This window comes from Larkinella sp. C7, from assembly GCF_006149005.1.
In the GTDB taxonomy this organism is placed as follows: domain Bacteria; phylum Bacteroidota; class Bacteroidia; order Cytophagales; family Spirosomataceae; genus Larkinella.
The window spans coordinates 481151-498348 of record NZ_VBSL01000004.1; the positions used below are offsets into that span (position 1 = coordinate 481151).

Sequence of the window (17198 nt, forward strand, 5' to 3'; positions counted from 1 at the left end):
TTCTAAATTTAGAGGATCATACGTAGTAAACAACAAAAGTTATCAATTATTATCTCCAAATCCTGCCAAATTTGTGCAAATCCTTCACGATTAATCAGTTGCCTTTTCCAGCCTCAACCCCGAATTCTATGGGTCAGCAAGGCTATAAAATTGAATTAAACCGTAAGCTAAAAACAAAAAACATTTTCACTTTTTTTTCACCCCACCAGCCGGGGAATATGTACTTTAGAGACAACAACTTAGTGCCTTGCCAACTGTTCCCGGACCCCGTGACAACCGGCCTGTCGGCTTTTCATTCTAACACCGATTGGCTATACTTGCAATGCAATGGAGAACGATCGCCCTACCAATTCTAACTTTCGGAAGACCCCTTACATGGGCAATCGGCGTAGCCTTTCCGACGGTGTAAACCATATGTTGACCCCAACGGGGCTGGGCAAACTGCCCCCGCAGGCCATCGATCTGGAAGAAGCGGTGCTGGGTGCGTTGATGATTGAAAAAGATGCCCTTTCGGCCGTCATCGACATTCTGAAGCCGGAAAGTTTTTACAAGGAAGCCAATAATCGGATTTATAACGCCATTGTCACCCTGTTCGGAAATGCCGAACCGGTCGACATGCTGACGGTGACGCAGCAACTGCGTAAAACCGGTGAAATTGAGGTTGTTGGGGGCGGTGGCTACGTGACGGAACTCACGACCCGCGTTACCTCGGCCGCCAACATCGAGTACCACGCCCGCGTCATTGCGGAAGCTTCCATCAAACGCGCCCTCATTACGGTTGCCAACGAAATCCAGCGCGACGCCTACGAGGACACCACCGACGTTTTCAACCTCCTCGACCGCATCGAGCAGTCGATGTTCAAGATTTCCGAATCCAACATCCGCAAGAACTACGCCGACATGAGCACCATCATGCGGCAGGCGCTGGAGGAACTGGAGCAGAAAAAGAACATGAAAGACGGCCTGACGGGCGTTCCGTCGGGATTCAGTGCCCTCGACCGGCTGACCTCCGGCTGGCAGCGGTCAGAATTGATCATTCTGGCGGCCAGGCCAGGGATGGGAAAAACTGCATTTGTAGTTAGCGCCCTCCGCAATGCTGCCGTCGATTTCGGGCAGGCGGTGGCGATTTTCTCGCTTGAAATGTCGTCGGTTCAGTTGGTCAACCGGCTTATTTCGGCGGAAGCGGAAATCGATAGTGAAAAAATCAAGAAAGGAAATCTGGCTCCGCACGAATGGGCGCAGCTTCACCATAAAATCCAGCGCCTGACCGAAGCGCCAATCTTCATCGACGATACGCCAGCGCTTTCCATTCTGGAATTACGGGCCAAATGCCGCCGGTTGAAAGCCCAGCACGATATTCAACTGGTCGTAATTGACTATTTGCAGTTGATGCAGGGCGACACATCGGGCAAAATGGGTGGTAACCGTGAACAGGAAATTGCCTCGATTTCGCGGGCCATGAAAAACCTTGCGAAAGAGCTGAATGTTCCGGTCATCGCCCTGTCGCAGTTAAGCCGGGCCGTTGAAACCCGGGGTGGCGACAAAAAACCGCAACTCTCCGACCTTCGGGAATCCGGTTCCATCGAGCAGGATGCCGATATGGTGATCTTCCTCTACCGGCCTGAATACTACGGCATTAGCGCCGACGAAGCCGGGAATTCCGTCTCCGGAATCGGGGAGGTCATCATTGCCAAAAACCGGTCGGGTTCGCTGGATACCGTTCAATTGCGCTTCGTGGGCAAATACACCAAATTCGCCGATCTGGATGCGTTCTTCATGCCGCAGACTCCTCCCCCATTCAGTGGTCCGTCGGCCGGTTTCGACGCCAAAACGTCCGGCGCGCAGACCTTCGAAAACCAGGGCGGTATTGTCAAAAGCAAAGCCAATACGTTGAACACGCCGGGCGGCAACTTCACCAACTTCGGCCACATCGACCCCAATCAACAGGAAACACCCTTTTAAGTTAAAAGTTAAGAATTAAAAGTTAAGAGTTAGCGGTTCGGTGGTTAGCACGCGTCAGCTTACTTTTAATTTTTAACTCTTAACTTTTAACTCCTCTTCTCCAGCTTCACCACATTCTCGACGTGGTGGGTATGCGGGAACATGTCGACGGGCTGAACGTCTTTCACTTCGTACAATTCATCCAGAATGGCCAGATCGCGGGCCTGGGTGGCGGTGTTACAACTCACGTAGACAATGCGTTGGGGAGCAGCCAGCAACAGATTTCGCGTCACGGCTTCGTCCATACCGGCGCGGGGCGGATCGGTGATGACCACATCCGGTTTGCCGTATTTGTTGAAAAGAGACGGCGTTAACAAGGTCCCCATGTCGCCCGCCAGAAACTCCGCGTTGTGAATTCCGTTGATGGACGCATTCACCCGCGCATCCTGAACCGCTGCTTCAATGTATTCAATACCAATCACTTGCTTCGCTTTTCGGGCCACAAAAAGACCAATGGTTCCGGTTCCGGTGTAGAGGTCATACACCCGCTCCGACCCCGTCAGCCCCGCCCAGTCACGCGTGATTTTGTAGAGTTCAAAGGCCTGGGAAGCATTGGTCTGGTAAAAGGATTTGGGTCCAACCCGGAAGGTTAACGGTTGGCCGCTGCCATCTTCCATTTGCTCCTCGATGTACGGTTTTCCCCAGTATGGAACCACGATTTGATCCTGGTACGAATCATTCAGTTTGGTGTTCAGAATATAATTCAGCGACGCAATCTGGGGAAAGGTCGTTTTCAGCATGTCCATTAGTCCGGCCAACTCCTCCGGCCGGTCTTCAGCGACCTGTACCACCACCATCACCTGCCCCGTCGATGCCGTCCGAATGATAACTGTCCGCAGAAAACCGACGTGCGTGTTCAGGTTATACATCGTAAAACCGTGCTCGAACGCATACGCCCCCACCGCCAGCCGGATGGCATTCGACGGATCAGGTTGCAGGTAACAGTGCTGGATGGGCAGAATTTTATCAAACCGTTTCGGAATGTGAAAACCGACCGCCCGTTTGTCCACCGACATTCCGGAGCGAATCTCCTCGTCGGTGATCCACCGACCATCGGCGCAGGTGAATTCCAGTTTGTTGCGGTAGTAGGTGGTCTGCACGGAGGGCAGGGTTGGTCGAACCGTCGGTAGTTGCACCTTGCCGATCCGGGTCAGGTGATCGTACACTTGCTGGCCTTTGAAACGGAGTTGTTCGTCGTACCGGATGTGCTGCCATTTACACCCGCCACAGGTACCAAAATGTTGGCAAAACGGCTCCGAACGACTCGGACCAAAGGAATGGATTTTTTCAACGACCGCTTCCCGGTATTGCTTTTTCCGGTTGACAATCCGAATATCGACTATGTCGCCCGGTGCCGCCACCGGACCGCCCGAACGACCTTCCACAAAGATGACTCCCTCATCCGTTCGAATCAAACATTTTCCTTCTGCCGCAACGTCATCAATACGAATCGCTTGCAACCGTTGCGACATCTTTTGGGTCTTTCCTGACATAATAAACTGTAATAAATTCTGTAAATTAAGCACCGTATTTTGGTTTCGACAACCCTATCCGTATTTGAATGAAACAGTTTTATCGGATTACAGCCTGGTGGTGTTGGTTGGTAGTGGGCTGGATGGGCCTGGTTTTTCCGGCTTTGGCGACGCACATCGTGGGGGGTGAACTGGAGTTGAAAAGATTGACCAATCAAAACCCGTTTACCCACCAAATCAACCTCAACCTGTATTTTGACGATCTGAACGGCAATCCGCAGGCCGAAGATCCCACCGTGGTCATTTTTATTTACCGCAAAGGCGACAATGCCTTCATTGGTTCGGTCGAACTGCCGCAAATCGGCTCGCAGCCCGTCGACTACACCAAACCGGAGTGTGCACTGCCGTCGCTTCGCACCAGGTTGCTGAAATATGGCGGAAATGTGGTGTTCAATCTCAATGCGTTCAACGATCCGCGCGGCTATTATATGGTCTGGGAACGCTGTTGCCGCAACAATTCCATCAGCAACATCCAGAATCCCGGTCAGGCCGGTTCCACGTTTTACCTGGAGTTCCCGGCGCAGCGAACCGGCAGCACGGACGTTTTCAACTCATCCCCCGCCTTCCGGCCCGTGCAGGGCGATTACATCTGCATCAACCAGCCGTTTGCGTTCGATTTCGGTGCTACCGACGCGGATGGCGACAGCCTGGCTTACCGGCTCGTGACGCCCTACAACGGTTTCAGCACGGCGGCCAATCCCCGCCCGCAGGTGGCCTTGCCCAGTTCGTCCTATCCGGAAGTCCGGTGGAGCAGCGGACTCAACCAGGATCGGGCCATTCCGGGGCCGCTGCCGTTGCGGGTCAATGCCCGAACCGGTCAGCTCACCGTGACTGCCGGGCAGGTGGGTCTGTTTGTTTTTTGCGTTCAGGTGGAAGAGTACCGGAAAAATGCGTCGGGCGTTTACCAGCGCATCGGCCTCGTCCGTCGGGATTTTCAGTTAAAAGTCATTGACTGTCAAAAAAATAACCCGCCCGCCGTGGCGATGCGTCAAACCGGACAGTCGGCCTTTTACAAAGAAGGAACGGTATTGAAATTAAGCACCCAGGATGCCAATTGCGTGGATGTGTACGTTACCGATCTGGATGCCAACCAGAAGGTCAGGCTCTCGGTGTTGAACGGCCCGGCGCAGGGCATTACGTTTTCACCGAATGAAGTAACCATCCGTACTTCCGGCGATTCGGTTCGGACCCGGATCTGTTTTGACAAATGCCTGGCCGATGGAAAACCGCTGCAACTGGCCTTGCTGGCGACCGACGAAGGCTGTCCGCAGGGGTTGAAAGACACGCTTTTCGTCACCCTGCTGCTGGAACCGGAACTCAACCGCCGACCGGATGCGGAAACGACCCTGCCCGGCAACCAGACGAGCGTACAGGCGGGCAAAAACCTTCAGTTCAACGTGTTGGGAACCGATGCCGACCAGGATATGATTACGTTAACAGCCGTCGGACGCGGGTTTACGCTTGCTCAGGTGGGCATGAGCTTCTCGGCAGTTTCGGGACAAGGCTCGGTGAGTTCCCAATTTAACTGGAATCCGCAGTGTGATCAGGTCAAGAACACGGAATATGTCGTTGATTTCATCGTGACCGACACCCGCTGCAACCGAAATCTGCGTGACACGGTGACCGTCCGGCTAAAAGCCACGCCCGCAACCGGCCGACCGCCCACGGTCCGAACCACGCTGACCGATCCGGTAATTGAGCTGACCATTACGCACGGCGACTCGGTTCCGGCTGCGGTGCGCTTCGATGCCATTGCCGAAGACCCCGATCCCGACGTGCTGAAACTTACGGCGGTGGGGCGAAATTTCGACTGGAAAAGCATGGGCATGCAGTTTGAAAACAAAACCGGCCCGGGGCCGCTGACCTCACCTTTTGTCTGGCAACCCGATTGCTCGGTTCTTCAGGGAAAAGAGCAGGCTACGTTTGAACTGGATTTTATTTCGCAGGACAGCAGTTGCCCGAACCGCTACGATACGACCCGCGTCACCTTCGTGGTGAAGGACGTTCCGGTCGATTATAACATCACCATTACGAATGTCATTACGCCCAACGAGGATGGCAAAAACGATGTGTTCAGCGTACCCAACTTGCCACTGGACAATTGCTCCGACCAGTTTCGCCGGGTCGACATCGTGAATCGGTGGGGCAAAGCGGTTTTTTCATCCACCAACCGGCTTTTCCGCTGGGATGGGGAAGATTATCCACCGGGGCAGTATTTTTACCTGATTCAGTACACCAACCGGTCGTACAAAGGCACAGTGACACTCCTTCGTTAAGCATAAAAAAAGCGCTCCCGGAAAGGAGCGCTTTTTTTTATGCTTAACGAAGTCAATTTTTAGAACTCCTTCCGCATTATATTCCCGCGAATTTCTCCGGCGGGAAACAAAGCAGTATGTAAGTTAGCATACAGCCGACCTTCCATCAAGGCGTTTTCCTGCACCTGGTTCAGCGTGCTTTTTCCACTAATCGGACTCGTCAGGGAGGCAAATGGAATGATGACGCCACCATTGGTTCCCGGGCCACCGGGTGCCAGGTGGATATGGCCTGCCGTCGGTGTTATGCCGGTGTAATTGATGGTGTAGCTCAGTTCCTTGGCGGCTTTGTTGTAAGTTCCTGTCATTGTGCCGGTTGCTGCCGAAGCATTGCCGGGTACCTCCTGCGCACCGTTCAGGGTGGCTACAAATTCGACTGTATCTTTCTGGTCGGGAGCGTCTTTAATGGGTGAGCAGGATGTCACCGTCAGGGCTGCTGCCACAAAGGCGGTCATCAGATACGCAAATGTTCTTTTCATAAATCGTAAATAGTAAATGGTCCAGATTGCTCCGCAATAATACTAACTTTGCTCTAATTCTCTGCAACCTCAGGCGGGCAATACCTAGATAACTTATTAAAATGAGAAGTTTCTACCTAAAACTGATAATTATTTATCCGCCCTCCTTTCGGTTCTCATCCGGAATTTCCCCAGTTTCATGAAAGATAAAGTTGTTTTGATTACGGGTGCTTCGTCGGGAATTGGCAAAGCACTCGCTTTTGCGTTTGGCCGCGAGCAGGCTTCCATCGTCATTTGCGCCCGTTCGCCCGAATCGCTCGAAACCGTCCGTGACGAACTGCGCCGGAGCGGCATCGATACGCTGGCGGTTCAGGCCGACGTGAGCCAGGAAGCCGACGTCCGGAAGTTGATCGATGCGACGATCCAAACGTATGGCCGACTCGATATTCTGATCAACAATGCCGGCATCAGCATGCGCTCCATGTTGCAGGACGTGGACCCGGACGTGATCCGGAAAGTGATGGACATCAATTTCATGGGAACAGTGTATGCCACCCGCTACGCCCTGCCCCACATTCTGAAAACGAAAGGCTCCATTGTCGGGATTTCATCAATTGCCGGCTACCGGGGGCTGCCGGTGCGCAGCGGTTATTCGGCCTCCAAATTTGCCATGAACGGTTTTCTGGAAGCCCTCCGCACCGAACTGCTCGACACCGGCGTTCACGTACTGGTGGCGTGTCCGGGTTTTACGGCTTCCAACATCCGCGTGTCCTCCCTGAACAACGAAGGCAAGGTAGCGGGAGAAACGATGCGTGACGAGAGTAAAATGATGAGTGCGGAAGAATGCGCCGATCACATCGTAAAGGCCGTCAAGCGCCGGAAACGCGACCTGATCCTGACCTTTCAGGGGAAGCTGACGGTTTTCCTCAACAAATGGATCCCCGGACTCATGGATCGACTGGTCTATAACACCCTGGCAAAGGAGAAAGACTCGCCGTTGAAGAAAGCAAATTAGTGAAGAATTAGGAGTGAAGAATTAAGAGTTGGCTGACGCAAGCTGAAAATAATGTGCGTCAGCCAACTCTTAATTCTTCACTCCTAATTCTTCACTGATTTCAAATCAACCACACGTTATCCTTCCGGACATAATACAGGCCGTCGTTCCAGAAGACGTGGAGCCAGATGTCCTGGCTGCCGAGGATGTTGACTTTGTGGCCCCGGTTGATGACATCGGCCACGGGGGCTGCGGAGGATGGATCGCGCCGGAGCAGGACGCGGTCGCGGTTGATGATACCGGACTGGTAGCGTTCGGGCAGGTTGACCAGCAGCAGCAAGCCCGTGAGGTAGGCCAGGACGATGAGTTTATGCCGTCGGCGGGCCGGTTCGTGGTTGCGGTATTTCAGCCAGAAAATACCAAAGGCGTAGGTCCCCAGCAACACCAGCCCCAGCGTGATGTAGAGTCCGTACTGTTTGTAGAACAGGTAAAAATAGTTCAGGTCGTCGGTTTCGTAACCCCGGAGGTTGTTCTGAATCGCCACCTCGTGCATCTTTTTCAGGATGGCTTCATCGGGTCGGCGGTCGAAATACACTTGCAGATAATAGAGCATTTTGGCCACATCACCCTGCTTTTCCCACACGTAGGCCAGCTTCAACAACATCGGATCGGTCGGTTTGTAGCCTTTTCGCAAGTGGGATTCGTAGGCCTCTACGGCAGCCGGGTAGAGCCCCGCAGCAAACAGAGAATCAGCCTGGTAGAGGGTCACGGACGTCGATGCTGCGGCCGCATTTCCGACCCGCAGGAACAGCACAAATGAAAAAAAATAGAGCAATTTTAAAGAGTGACCTTGCATTTTCACGTCAGAAAAGGTACTTTTGCATCGCAATTTTGGGAAGCGACCCAAAATTACAAAAGGTAAAAGTAGAAAGGTTACGGTTCATATCATTTCTTTTCATCTGCTCCTTTTTCCGATCTGGTAGCTCAGCTGGTAGAGCAATACACTTTTAATGTATGGGTCCTGGGTTCGAATCCCAGCCGGATCACCAAAAAATAAGAAGTCTACAGTTTTCAGTGTTAATTCTTCAGTCGCATCGAGTTCCTCATGTCTGATCACTGACAATTGCTAACGATCTGGTAGCTCAGCTGGTAGAGCAATACACTTTTAATGTATGGGTCCTGGGTTCGAATCCCAGCCGGATCACCAAAAATACAGCGAAGACACGCTTTCTTCACGAACCCGCATCCTTCTCAGGGGCGGGATTTTTATTGTATTCCATTAGCCATTCACGCTCCTGCCAACTTTTTCACCGGCCATTCGTTTTAAAAGCAAATGAATGAACCATCAAATCCATGAAAGCCCTCACACCAGTCTGCCTTTTCTTTCTTATGATGGCAGGCGCTGCCTGTAGCTCGATTCGCGTCGTTAAAACCGAACCGGCTCCCAACTTTGCGTTGTCCAATTACCGTACGTTTGCCTTTTCGGACATCGAATCGACGGGCGATATTCCCCAGAGCGGTTTTTACCGATCACAGGTCGATGCGTTGAAAGCCGCCATTGAAAAACAGTTGGTGAACAAAGGGCTACGTCGGGTGGACACGCAGCCGGATCTGATGATGAACATCGGCATTGCCGTCGATGAGAAGACGCAGACCCGTGAAACGAATTTTCGCACCGATCCGCCCTATTACATCGGACAACGGCGCTATAGCTGGCGGAGTCAGGAAGTCCCCGTGGGCAAATACCGGCAGGGAACGATCGACGCACACCTGATCGACGCGAAGCGGAATGAGATGGTTTGGCGGGGGATTGTGGAAGGGGTTATCCCGAAGAAGCCGGAGAAGCTTCAGAAACAGATCGATGAAGGGATGGAAAAGCTGTTTTCCAAACTCTGATTCGGGTGATTTTCGGCAGAACCAAAAATCACCCGGATGGTCAGTGTAGCATTAGAACGGAAGTCCGTTGTCTTCTTCTTCAAACGTCGTCAGAGGGCGGTCTGCTGCGGCTGCGCGGGGTTCCGAGCGACGGGGGGCAGCGGCTGGTGCGGATTGTGGTTCGTATCCTCCTCCACCGCCTTCGGCTGCCTCGATCCGCCAGGCCCGTACATCGGTATACCAGCGGTCGTTGTACTCGCGGGATTCGATGCTGATGGCGCATTTCATCGTGTCGCCCGGCGCATATTGTGCCAGTTCGGCGGCTTTTTCGCCCCAGGCCATCAGGCAGACTTGTTTGGGAAACTGGTCGATGGTTTCGAGTACAAATTGTTGCTTCGTCCAGGTTCCATTTTTCCCCTGACCCGATTGTTCAGGTAAAACTTTCACCAGTTTACCTACTAATTCCATTGCCATATGCTCTCTGTTATTTTCTTTTTGTTTACTACTAGCCGAATTTCGTTTCGTCCGGCGAAGGTTGAAATGAATCGTTGAAGTTACAACTTTTTGGCTTAATTTTCCCCAAAAAACCACCTCATTGATCCCCTGAATTATGAAAATCGGAGTCTTGTTACACGGAAACGGCGTCTACGACGGCACCGAAATTCACGAAGCCGTCCTGACCCTGCTGGCCCTGGCGGAAGTGGGTGCCGAGCCGGTTTGCATCGCCCCCAATGTTGACCAATACCACGCGATTAACCACCTGACGGGCGAGGAAATGCCGGAAACCCGCAACGTGCTGGTCGAATCGGCCCGGATTGCGCGGGGCAACATTCGCAACCTGGCCACCCTGACCGCCGACGAACTGGATGGGCTGGTGATGCCAGGCGGTTTTGGCACGGCAAAAAATATCACCAAATGGGCATTCGAAGGCCCGCAGGGAGCGATTCTGGAACCAGTCAAGCAATTCATCCTCGACCTGGTTTCGCTCAAGAAACCGATTGTCGCCCTGTGCATGAGTCCCACCACACTGGCCAAAGCCCTGGAAGGCAGCGGAATTTCGGCTACGCTTACGGTGGGTTCGGACCTGGAAGAAAGTCCGTACGAAATCAGCGGAATTGCCGCCGGAATCAATTCACTGGGCCACCACGCCGAGATGAAAACCGTACGGGAAATTTCGGTCGATCGGGAAAACAAGATCATCACCGCGCCCTGTTACATGATGGAAGCGTCCATTCTGGACGTCCGCAACAACATCCGGGCCGCCATCGATGAACTGGTGGTGCTGTTGCGGGAGGACTAAAAAACACTGGCTCTTCTATCGGGAGAAGAGCCAGGTTCAGTGCTAACCTATGATGAACGAACCAGCCCGGTAGTGGAACCACCGAACTGAATGGGGATGCCAGCCTTTGCTTTTACGCGCCGACTACGCCCCCCTATACGTTCTGGGTCATAAAGGCATGGAACTCGCTGCACTTACTGATGGCCGCATCATTTTTTAGTAATAAGTAAGGACGTCTTGGTTTTTTGAGTGCAAGTGCCTACTTTTGCATCCACAAAAAATACGGTTTTCCTGTCCATGTGGTGGAATTGGTAGACACGCCATCTTGAGGGGGTGGTGCCATCATGGTGTGAGGGTTCGAATCCCTCCGTGGACACATATTAGATTATTTTCGTTGAGATTGACCAAGCAACCGCCCCAAAAGGCGGTTGCTTGCGTATAGAGCAACTGCATATTTCAAACTGTTATATAGCTTCCTATCAATTGCTTACAGTAGATTAAATTTTTGTTAGTGATTAGAAAACCGTACTTTGTAAGTCTGTTCATACCTTACTTTTGAAGTATAATGGTAAAACTTGATTATCCCCCCCTTTTAGAGAAAGGGCATAAAACGATAGGAGTCTGGCAGTTGGACGAGTTCTTTCTCAAACCTTTTCAGGATACAATTGTAGATACTGCTAGGAGGAGAGACTTAATCAGAAATTTGAACCTATATTTGAGGGAGCTTCGGAAATTACAAATACCTATTGAAATATGGCTAGATGGATCTTTCACAACTAAACACCCTGAACCTCAAGATATTGACTTGATCGTTTGGGTAGATTCTAACGACGTCAATACACTTCCTGAGAATCTGCAGGTACTGTTTAATAGAATTGTTTCAAGTCGTGATTGGATAAAACTACAGTACAATGTTGACGTCTATTTAGGCGAAAAGGGAAGTGAAATTGATGAGGTAAAATATACCAAATGGTTTAGCTCTGGTCACCTATCATTCTCAGTAAAAGGCTTTTTTAAATTAATTCTTACGGATGTATAACATTTCCAGGCTAGAAGATCTTCTTGAGGACGCCAGGAGTATGCTGTCTGACCATACAGTTCGATTAAAGCAACAGCCAGATAGCTTTTTTCACAAGGCGTTGGTAAAATCAACTAAAGATCGGGTTGAGGAAATAACAACTTTGCTTATCCAAGAAAAAGAGCGAAGAGGACAGGAGATCATTGAATTACGACTTATTGGGCAAAAAGCCCACTTTGGAAGTCTACCTGTTACTATTTTTAGTGAACTTACCGAATACTTTGAAGAGATGTTGGTTCAAGCTGGTCGGTTCATCCGATATGGATATAACAACAAAAAAGCAATTAAAGAAACACGACAGCAATTAAATATCAAACTAAGTCAATTATCGTCTGGATCAACACGTCTGTTTTTCACCATAGAATCACATCCTGACATGTACGGGCATAGTCTCACGGAAGATTGCCTTTACAAAACTTTTGACTTGTTGCAAATTGAACGCTCGGATGAAATAACCGACCGGGTCTCCCATTACGGAAAAGGTGGAGTAAAAAATATGAATCGATTCCTAAAAAGCCTTTTAAATGCCGATTTAGAAGCAGAAATTAATTGGTTTGCACCTAACGACAAGCAATTATTTTGGGAAGGCAATAAAGAGCGCCTTTACCAACTTCAGAATACTTTAGAAGGAATGGCACAAGCAGAACCAGAGGAAAAGCCTTTTTACGGTACAATTGTAACTGAGAGTATCAAAGGAAATGGCAGGTTCGAGATAGAACTGTGGTCGGGAGGACTGATAAGTGGTTCTGTTCCAACCAGTGCTATGAGTCAATTACTTAACCTACATGTAGGCGAAAGTTGCAAAGGAACTGTTTACGAACTAATTAGTGAGAATCGGATGATTGGCGAAATAAAGAAATCTTACCAATTAAAAACAATCGAGCCAGCAGATCCTCCATCCGAAACTTTTACTAAGCAGTATTCGCTTTTTTAATTAACATGATTCCTTAATAGTTTGCTTTATTGAATTGAAGCTTCAAATGTATAAACTCAACGCAAATTGTGAGATTATTGACCCCGCAGGGGTCCGATGTTAATAGCAAATCGGTATATTAAGAACTCCAGGCGTGCCGGAGGTACGCAACTAAGCTTATATCGCGTACCTCCGGCACGCCTGGAGTTCTTAATATACCGATTTGCTATTAACATTACGTGCCGCTGGCACTTGAACAACTGTTAAGCATGGGTATCATCTAATAGTTGGCATTGACTCAATAAAGACTTCTTAGNTACGTGCCGCTGGCACTTGAACAACTGTTAAGCATGGGTATCATCTAATAGTTGGCATTGACTCAATAAAGACTTCTTAGGAAGATATGAAGTGGTTTCCTACTTCTTGCAGATATATAGCAAAATAAAGATATGTATCAATAAATATAATACGGCTTCAAATAAAACTCTTGCTCCCATTATTCCTCTAAATTAAAACACCCTACACCTGCTGCTGCCGCCGAACCGACGCTTTTTCCAGAGCGGTTTTCAGCACGTCGAGCAACAGCGGCTTGGAAATGTAATCGTCCATGCCGGCTTCCAGACACTCCTGCTCATCTTCTTTCATGGCATTGGCCGTCATCGCTATAATGATCGGCTGCGGGCCGGCCTGATGGCGAATGCGCCGGGTGGCTTCCAGACCGTTCATTTCCGGCATCTGAACATCCATCAAAATGGCATCATACGGTTTATCCTGCAACATGGCCAGGACTTCTCTTCCGTTTTGGGCCAGGTCTGGTTGATACCCCAGTTTGTTCAGAATATTCAGAATGAGCTTCTGATTCGCCAGGTAATCCTCCGCAACCAGAATATCGAGGGGGTTTTGCCGGGCAAACTCCTCGGATAAACTGTGCTGCACGGGCCGGAATACCGCCGTCTGGCTTTCGTCGGGCTGTTTCAGTTGCCGTTGAACCAGATCGAAAAGCTGCTGCTGGCGGATGGGTTTGGTCAGAATCGCCGAAAAAAGGTCCGGGTGCGATTTCCGGGTCTCTTCACCCACCGAACTCAGCAGAATGATCGGGAGCCGGGGAAACTGCGACCGGATGTTCCGGGCCAGTTCCACCCCATTCATTCCCGGCATCTGCATGTCGGTAACGACCAGTTGAAACAAGGGATTGGCCGACAGAAGTGCCAGCGCCTGGGCGCCCGACAATGCCGTAACCGGTACCAGTTTCCACTGCTCAAGCTGCGATTTCAGAATGGTCAGGTTAGTCTGGTTATCGTCGACCACCAGCACCCGTTTGCCCTCATTTTCGGCGGTATTGAACAAAATATAATGCCGCTTGGCCTGTTGGCTAACCCGGCAACGAACGGTAAAGGTAAAAGTAGTGCCCCGGCCTTCCTCGCTTTCGACCTCGATTTCACCACCCATCAATCTGACCAGCCGCTCGCTGATGGCCAGCCCCAGACCCGTTCCGCCATAGCGCCGGGTCATGGATGAATCGACCTGGGAGAACGCCTTGAAAAGCCGCTGACGTTTGTCTTCAGGAATGCCGATGCCCGTATCCCGCACCTGAAAGGCCAGTTCCAGCTCATTGTCGTTGATGCGCTGACGAACATCGGCCCGCACAAACACCTCGCCTTTGTGGGTGAATTTAACCGCATTCCCGACCAGATTGATCAGAATCTGACGCAGCCGCAACCCATCGCCAATCACATGGAGCGGAACCGTGTGTTCAAACTGGTAGACCAGATCCAGCCCGTTTTCGGCGGCTTTTCCGGCAAACAGATCCAGCACATCCTCCAGACAGTGAAGCAGGTCGATGTCGCCCTCTTCCAGTTCCAGACTCCCGGATTCGATCTTGGAAAAGTCAAGAATGTCATTGATCACACCCAACAGGTTCGTTCCGCACTGGTGAATGGTGTCGACGTATTCGTGCTGTTCTTCCGACAGTTCCGTTTCCTGCAACAAATACGTCATGCCCAGCACACCGTTCATCGGCGTCCGGATTTCATGGCTCATTGTGGCCAGAAAAACGCTCTTGGCCTGGTTGGCTTGCTCAGCTTCTTCCCGGGCCTTTTTTTCCTGAATCTGCTGCTCGTGAATTTCTTCAACCAGGGCCTGCAAATGTTCCGACTGGGATTGAAGTTCTTCTTTTTGGTAAAGCACCTGGGCGGTCCGCTCGGTCACGATTTCCTCCAGTTTCTCTTTTTGGGCTTTCAGCGCCCGGGTTCGCCAGCGGATAATCAGGTTAGGGCTGGCCAGAAATGCCAGGGCCATCAGCGATCCGAACCACCAGGTTTGCCAGAACGGCGGTTTGATGATAACCCGGAAGGCGGTTCCCCGTTCATTCCAGACGCCGTCATTGTTGGAAGCCTTGACCCGAAAGGTGTAAAAACCGGGGTCAAGGTTGGTATAGGTAACCACCCGTTTGTGATTTTTGTAGTTCCAGTTCTGATCGAACCCTTCCAGTTTATAGGCATACTGGTTTTTTTCGGGCAGGGAGTAATTTAAAGCGGCAAATTCGAAGGTGAGCGTCGACTGTTCGGCAGAAAGGCTGATTTTGTTCGACCGAAGCCAGACGGGCTGGTCGAAAACGTGCAGGCTTGTGATGTAAACCGGCGGAACGTCGGGATTATCCCGCAGACTGTCGGGTGAAAACACGTTCATCCCCCCGATGCCCCCGAAGTACAGCTCACCCTGCTTGGTTTTGAAAACCGACATGCGGTTGAAAAAGCCCCGCTGCAGGCCATCGCCGGCGTCATAATTGCGAAACGTCTGGTTTTTCTGATCGAAGCGGGCGAGTCCTTTGTTGGTGCTGATCCAGATGTTTCCGCGCCGATCGCTGGTAATGGCCCGAATCACTTCGTTGGTCAGCCCGTTTTTCTTTCGGAAAGCCACAAAAGTCTGTTTTCGCGGGTCGAAACGGTTCAGACCGCCGTTGGTGCCCACCCAGAGCTTGCCGGTGGGGTCTTCATACAGACTATTGATCAAATTATGGCTGATCGTGCCGGCCACCTGCCGGTTGTGCCGGTATACCGTAAAGGTGCCGGTTTCGGGATTGAACCGGTTTAAACCACCGCCTTCCGTTCCTACCCACAAGGTGCCGGTGTGGTCGTAGCAGAGTGAACTGATGTAGCCCTCGCTGATGCTGCCGGGGCGGGAAGGGTCAGGCCGAAAGTGCGTGAACTGCCCGGTTTTTTTGTCATACCGGCTGATGCCGGCCCCCAGCGTTCCCAGCCATATTTCTCCCTTTTTACCTTCAACGAGGGTGCAAACCGTTTCGTGGCTAAGCCCTCTGGCATTGTTGGTTTGCCTGAAGTTGGTGAACGTGCCGGTCGATTGATTAAACAAACTGAGCCCTCCCTTGTAATTCCCCACCCAAATGTCGTTGTCGGAATCCTGATAGACACTCATGATAAAGTTACTGCCTACACTGCCCGGATCGGTCGGATGGTGTTTGTAATACTGGTATTTTTGCGTGGCTTTCATCAGGACGTTCAAGCCTCCTCCATCCGTTCCCATCCACAAATTGCCCTGCGGGTCCACCAGCATCGACATGATGTTGGTGTTGTTCAGCGTATTCGGATTGTTTTTATCCCGCCTGTAGAGCACAAATTTAGCCGGTTGGTGATCCAGAAAATTGATTCCCTGGTTATACGTACCAATCCACATGTTACCGCTTCGATCCCGGCAAATGGCATACACCGACGCATCGTTGATGCCGTCTTCCTGGTTTTCGTCGTACAGATACCGGGTAAACGTGGTACGGTTTTTATTGAGCACACTGATTCCACCGTTTTCGGTTCCGATCCATAAATTCCCGTAGCGATCTTCTCCGAGCGAATTCAGGTCATTGTGACTAATGGTGCCCGGATCGGCCGGGTTGTGCTGATACCGCGTGAAGGTTTCCTGATCGGGATTGAGCCGGTTGAGCCCGCCCCCTTCCGTAGCAATCCAGAGTTGCCCCTTCGAATCCTCAAACAGTTGCCGAAGTTTGTTGTGGCTCAGCGACGACGGATCGGCGGGGCGGTTCTCATAGTGCTGGAATCTGTGCGTCGCGGTATCCAGCCGGTTGAGGCCTCCGCCAAAGGTCGATACCCAGATCCGGCCCGCGCGGTCGATCACCACGTCCTGAACCAGATCATTGCTCAAACTGGTGGGAATACCGGGCTGGTGGCTGTAGGGGGTAAAGGTTTGATCGGCGGGATTAAACCGGGAAAGTCCGCGATCGGTTCCGATCCAGAGATGGCCATTCCGGTCTTCGGCAATGGCAGTTACCCGGTTGTTATTCAGACTTTTAGAATCTCGCTCAATGCGTTTGTAGGATGTAAAGCCCCCGGTTTTTTTATCAAACAGGCATAACCCCCCGGCGTCGGTACCGACCCACAGGCGACCCTGCCGGTCTTCATGGAGGGAGCGAATGTAATTATCACTCAGGCTGTTGTGCTGGTGTGGATCATTGCGATAAACCGTAAACGAATAACCGTCGTAGAGATTGAGTCCATCCTGCGTTCCAAACCACATAAAGCCCTGCTGATCCTGAATAATACAGGTGACATTACTTTGGGAAAGCCCGTCATGAGTGGTAATGTGCTTAAACCGTACCGGCCCCGTCTGGGCTACGGAAGCGGAAGAAACCAGGAGAAAGGCCAGCAGCGAGAGAATAAAGATTTTCATGAAAAGGCCCAGAGATTCTAAAAGTGCAATATAGGTTTATTCTTAGATACTTTATATA

At 51.1% G+C, this 17198-nt stretch carries 12 protein-coding genes and 3 tRNA genes; 10 read left to right on the forward strand and 5 right to left on the reverse strand.

Going from position 1 to position 17198, the window contains the following annotated elements; genetic code table 11:
* Positions 1 to 327: 327 nt before the first annotated feature.
* Positions 328 to 1962: a replicative DNA helicase gene (dnaB, locus tag FH871_RS12970; RefSeq protein ID WP_138991843.1), complete on the forward strand. Its 1635-nt coding sequence runs from the start codon at positions 328 to 330 to the stop codon at positions 1960 to 1962.
* Positions 1963 to 2048: 86 nt separating this feature from the next.
* Here dnaB and rlmD read toward each other — a convergent pair whose 3' ends face one another.
* Positions 2049 to 3494: a 23S rRNA (uracil(1939)-C(5))-methyltransferase RlmD gene (rlmD, locus tag FH871_RS12975; protein WP_138991844.1), complete on the reverse strand. Its 1446-nt coding sequence runs from the start codon at positions 3492 to 3494 to the stop codon at positions 2049 to 2051.
* A gap of 68 nt (positions 3495 to 3562) precedes the next feature.
* On the opposite strand from rlmD, the gene FH871_RS12980 reads away from it, so the two are divergent.
* Complete coding sequence (locus FH871_RS12980; protein ID WP_138991845.1) at positions 3563 to 5809, forward strand: gliding motility-associated C-terminal domain-containing protein; 2247 nt, start codon at positions 3563 to 3565, stop codon at positions 5807 to 5809.
* 59 nt (positions 5810 to 5868) lie between these two features.
* Here the strand turns inward: FH871_RS12980 and FH871_RS12985 are convergent, their stop codons facing one another.
* A complete protein-coding gene (locus tag FH871_RS12985; RefSeq protein WP_138991846.1) occupies positions 5869 to 6324 on the reverse strand; it encodes a CHRD domain-containing protein in 456 nt (151 codons plus the stop codon).
* Positions 6325 to 6502: 178 nt separating this feature from the next.
* Between FH871_RS12985 and FH871_RS12990 the strand changes: the two genes are divergently transcribed.
* Positions 6503 to 7318: an SDR family oxidoreductase gene (locus tag FH871_RS12990; protein WP_138991847.1), complete on the forward strand. Its 816-nt coding sequence runs from the start codon at positions 6503 to 6505 to the stop codon at positions 7316 to 7318.
* Between the two features lie 100 nt (positions 7319 to 7418).
* Here the strand turns inward: FH871_RS12990 and FH871_RS12995 are convergent, their stop codons facing one another.
* The gene (locus tag FH871_RS12995) at positions 7419 to 8153 is read right to left on the reverse strand and encodes an SH3 domain-containing protein (protein WP_138991848.1); all 735 of its coding nucleotides are present in this window, start codon (positions 8151 to 8153) and stop codon (positions 7419 to 7421) included.
* Between the two features lie 117 nt (positions 8154 to 8270).
* Here FH871_RS12995 and FH871_RS13000 point away from each other — a divergent pair.
* The 3 genes from FH871_RS13000 (at position 8271) to FH871_RS13010 (ending at position 9193) form a co-directional block, all read left to right on the forward strand.
* Positions 8271 to 8346: transfer RNA gene (locus tag FH871_RS13000), tRNA-Lys, on the forward strand.
* Between the two features lie 82 nt (positions 8347 to 8428).
* A tRNA-Lys gene (locus FH871_RS13005) sits at positions 8429 to 8504 on the forward strand.
* Positions 8505 to 8686: 182 nt separating this feature from the next.
* On the forward strand, positions 8687 to 9193 hold the full coding sequence (locus FH871_RS13010; RefSeq protein WP_171062836.1) for a DUF4136 domain-containing protein: 507 nt from the start codon (positions 8687 to 8689) through the stop codon (positions 9191 to 9193).
* A 51-nt stretch (positions 9194 to 9244) separates the two neighbouring features.
* Here FH871_RS13010 and FH871_RS13015 read toward each other — a convergent pair whose 3' ends face one another.
* Positions 9245 to 9646 (reverse strand): DUF3127 domain-containing protein, encoded by a 402-nt coding sequence (locus FH871_RS13015; protein WP_138991850.1) that lies wholly within the window; start codon positions 9644 to 9646, stop codon positions 9245 to 9247.
* Between the two features lie 136 nt (positions 9647 to 9782).
* Here FH871_RS13015 and elbB point away from each other — a divergent pair, with 136 nt between their 5' ends.
* The 4 genes from elbB (at position 9783) to FH871_RS13035 (ending at position 12463) form a co-directional block, all read left to right on the forward strand.
* A complete protein-coding gene (gene elbB / locus FH871_RS13020; protein ID WP_138991851.1) occupies positions 9783 to 10472 on the forward strand; it encodes an isoprenoid biosynthesis glyoxalase ElbB in 690 nt (229 codons plus the stop codon).
* Between the two features lie 272 nt (positions 10473 to 10744).
* Positions 10745 to 10827: transfer RNA gene (locus FH871_RS13025), tRNA-Leu, on the forward strand.
* 189 nt (positions 10828 to 11016) lie between these two features.
* The gene (locus FH871_RS13030; RefSeq protein WP_138991852.1) at positions 11017 to 11490 is read left to right on the forward strand and encodes a hypothetical protein; all 474 of its coding nucleotides are present in this window, start codon (positions 11017 to 11019) and stop codon (positions 11488 to 11490) included.
* Positions 11483 to 12463: a hypothetical protein gene (locus tag FH871_RS13035; RefSeq protein ID WP_138991853.1), complete on the forward strand. Its 981-nt coding sequence runs from the start codon at positions 11483 to 11485 to the stop codon at positions 12461 to 12463. The genes FH871_RS13030 and FH871_RS13035 overlap by 8 nt, the downstream gene beginning before the upstream one ends.
* A 498-nt stretch (positions 12464 to 12961) precedes the next feature.
* On the opposite strand, the gene FH871_RS13040 is transcribed toward FH871_RS13035, so the two are convergent.
* Complete coding sequence (locus FH871_RS13040; protein WP_138991854.1) at positions 12962 to 17140, reverse strand: hybrid sensor histidine kinase/response regulator; 4179 nt, start codon at positions 17138 to 17140, stop codon at positions 12962 to 12964.
* Positions 17141 to 17198 lie beyond the last annotated feature (58 nt).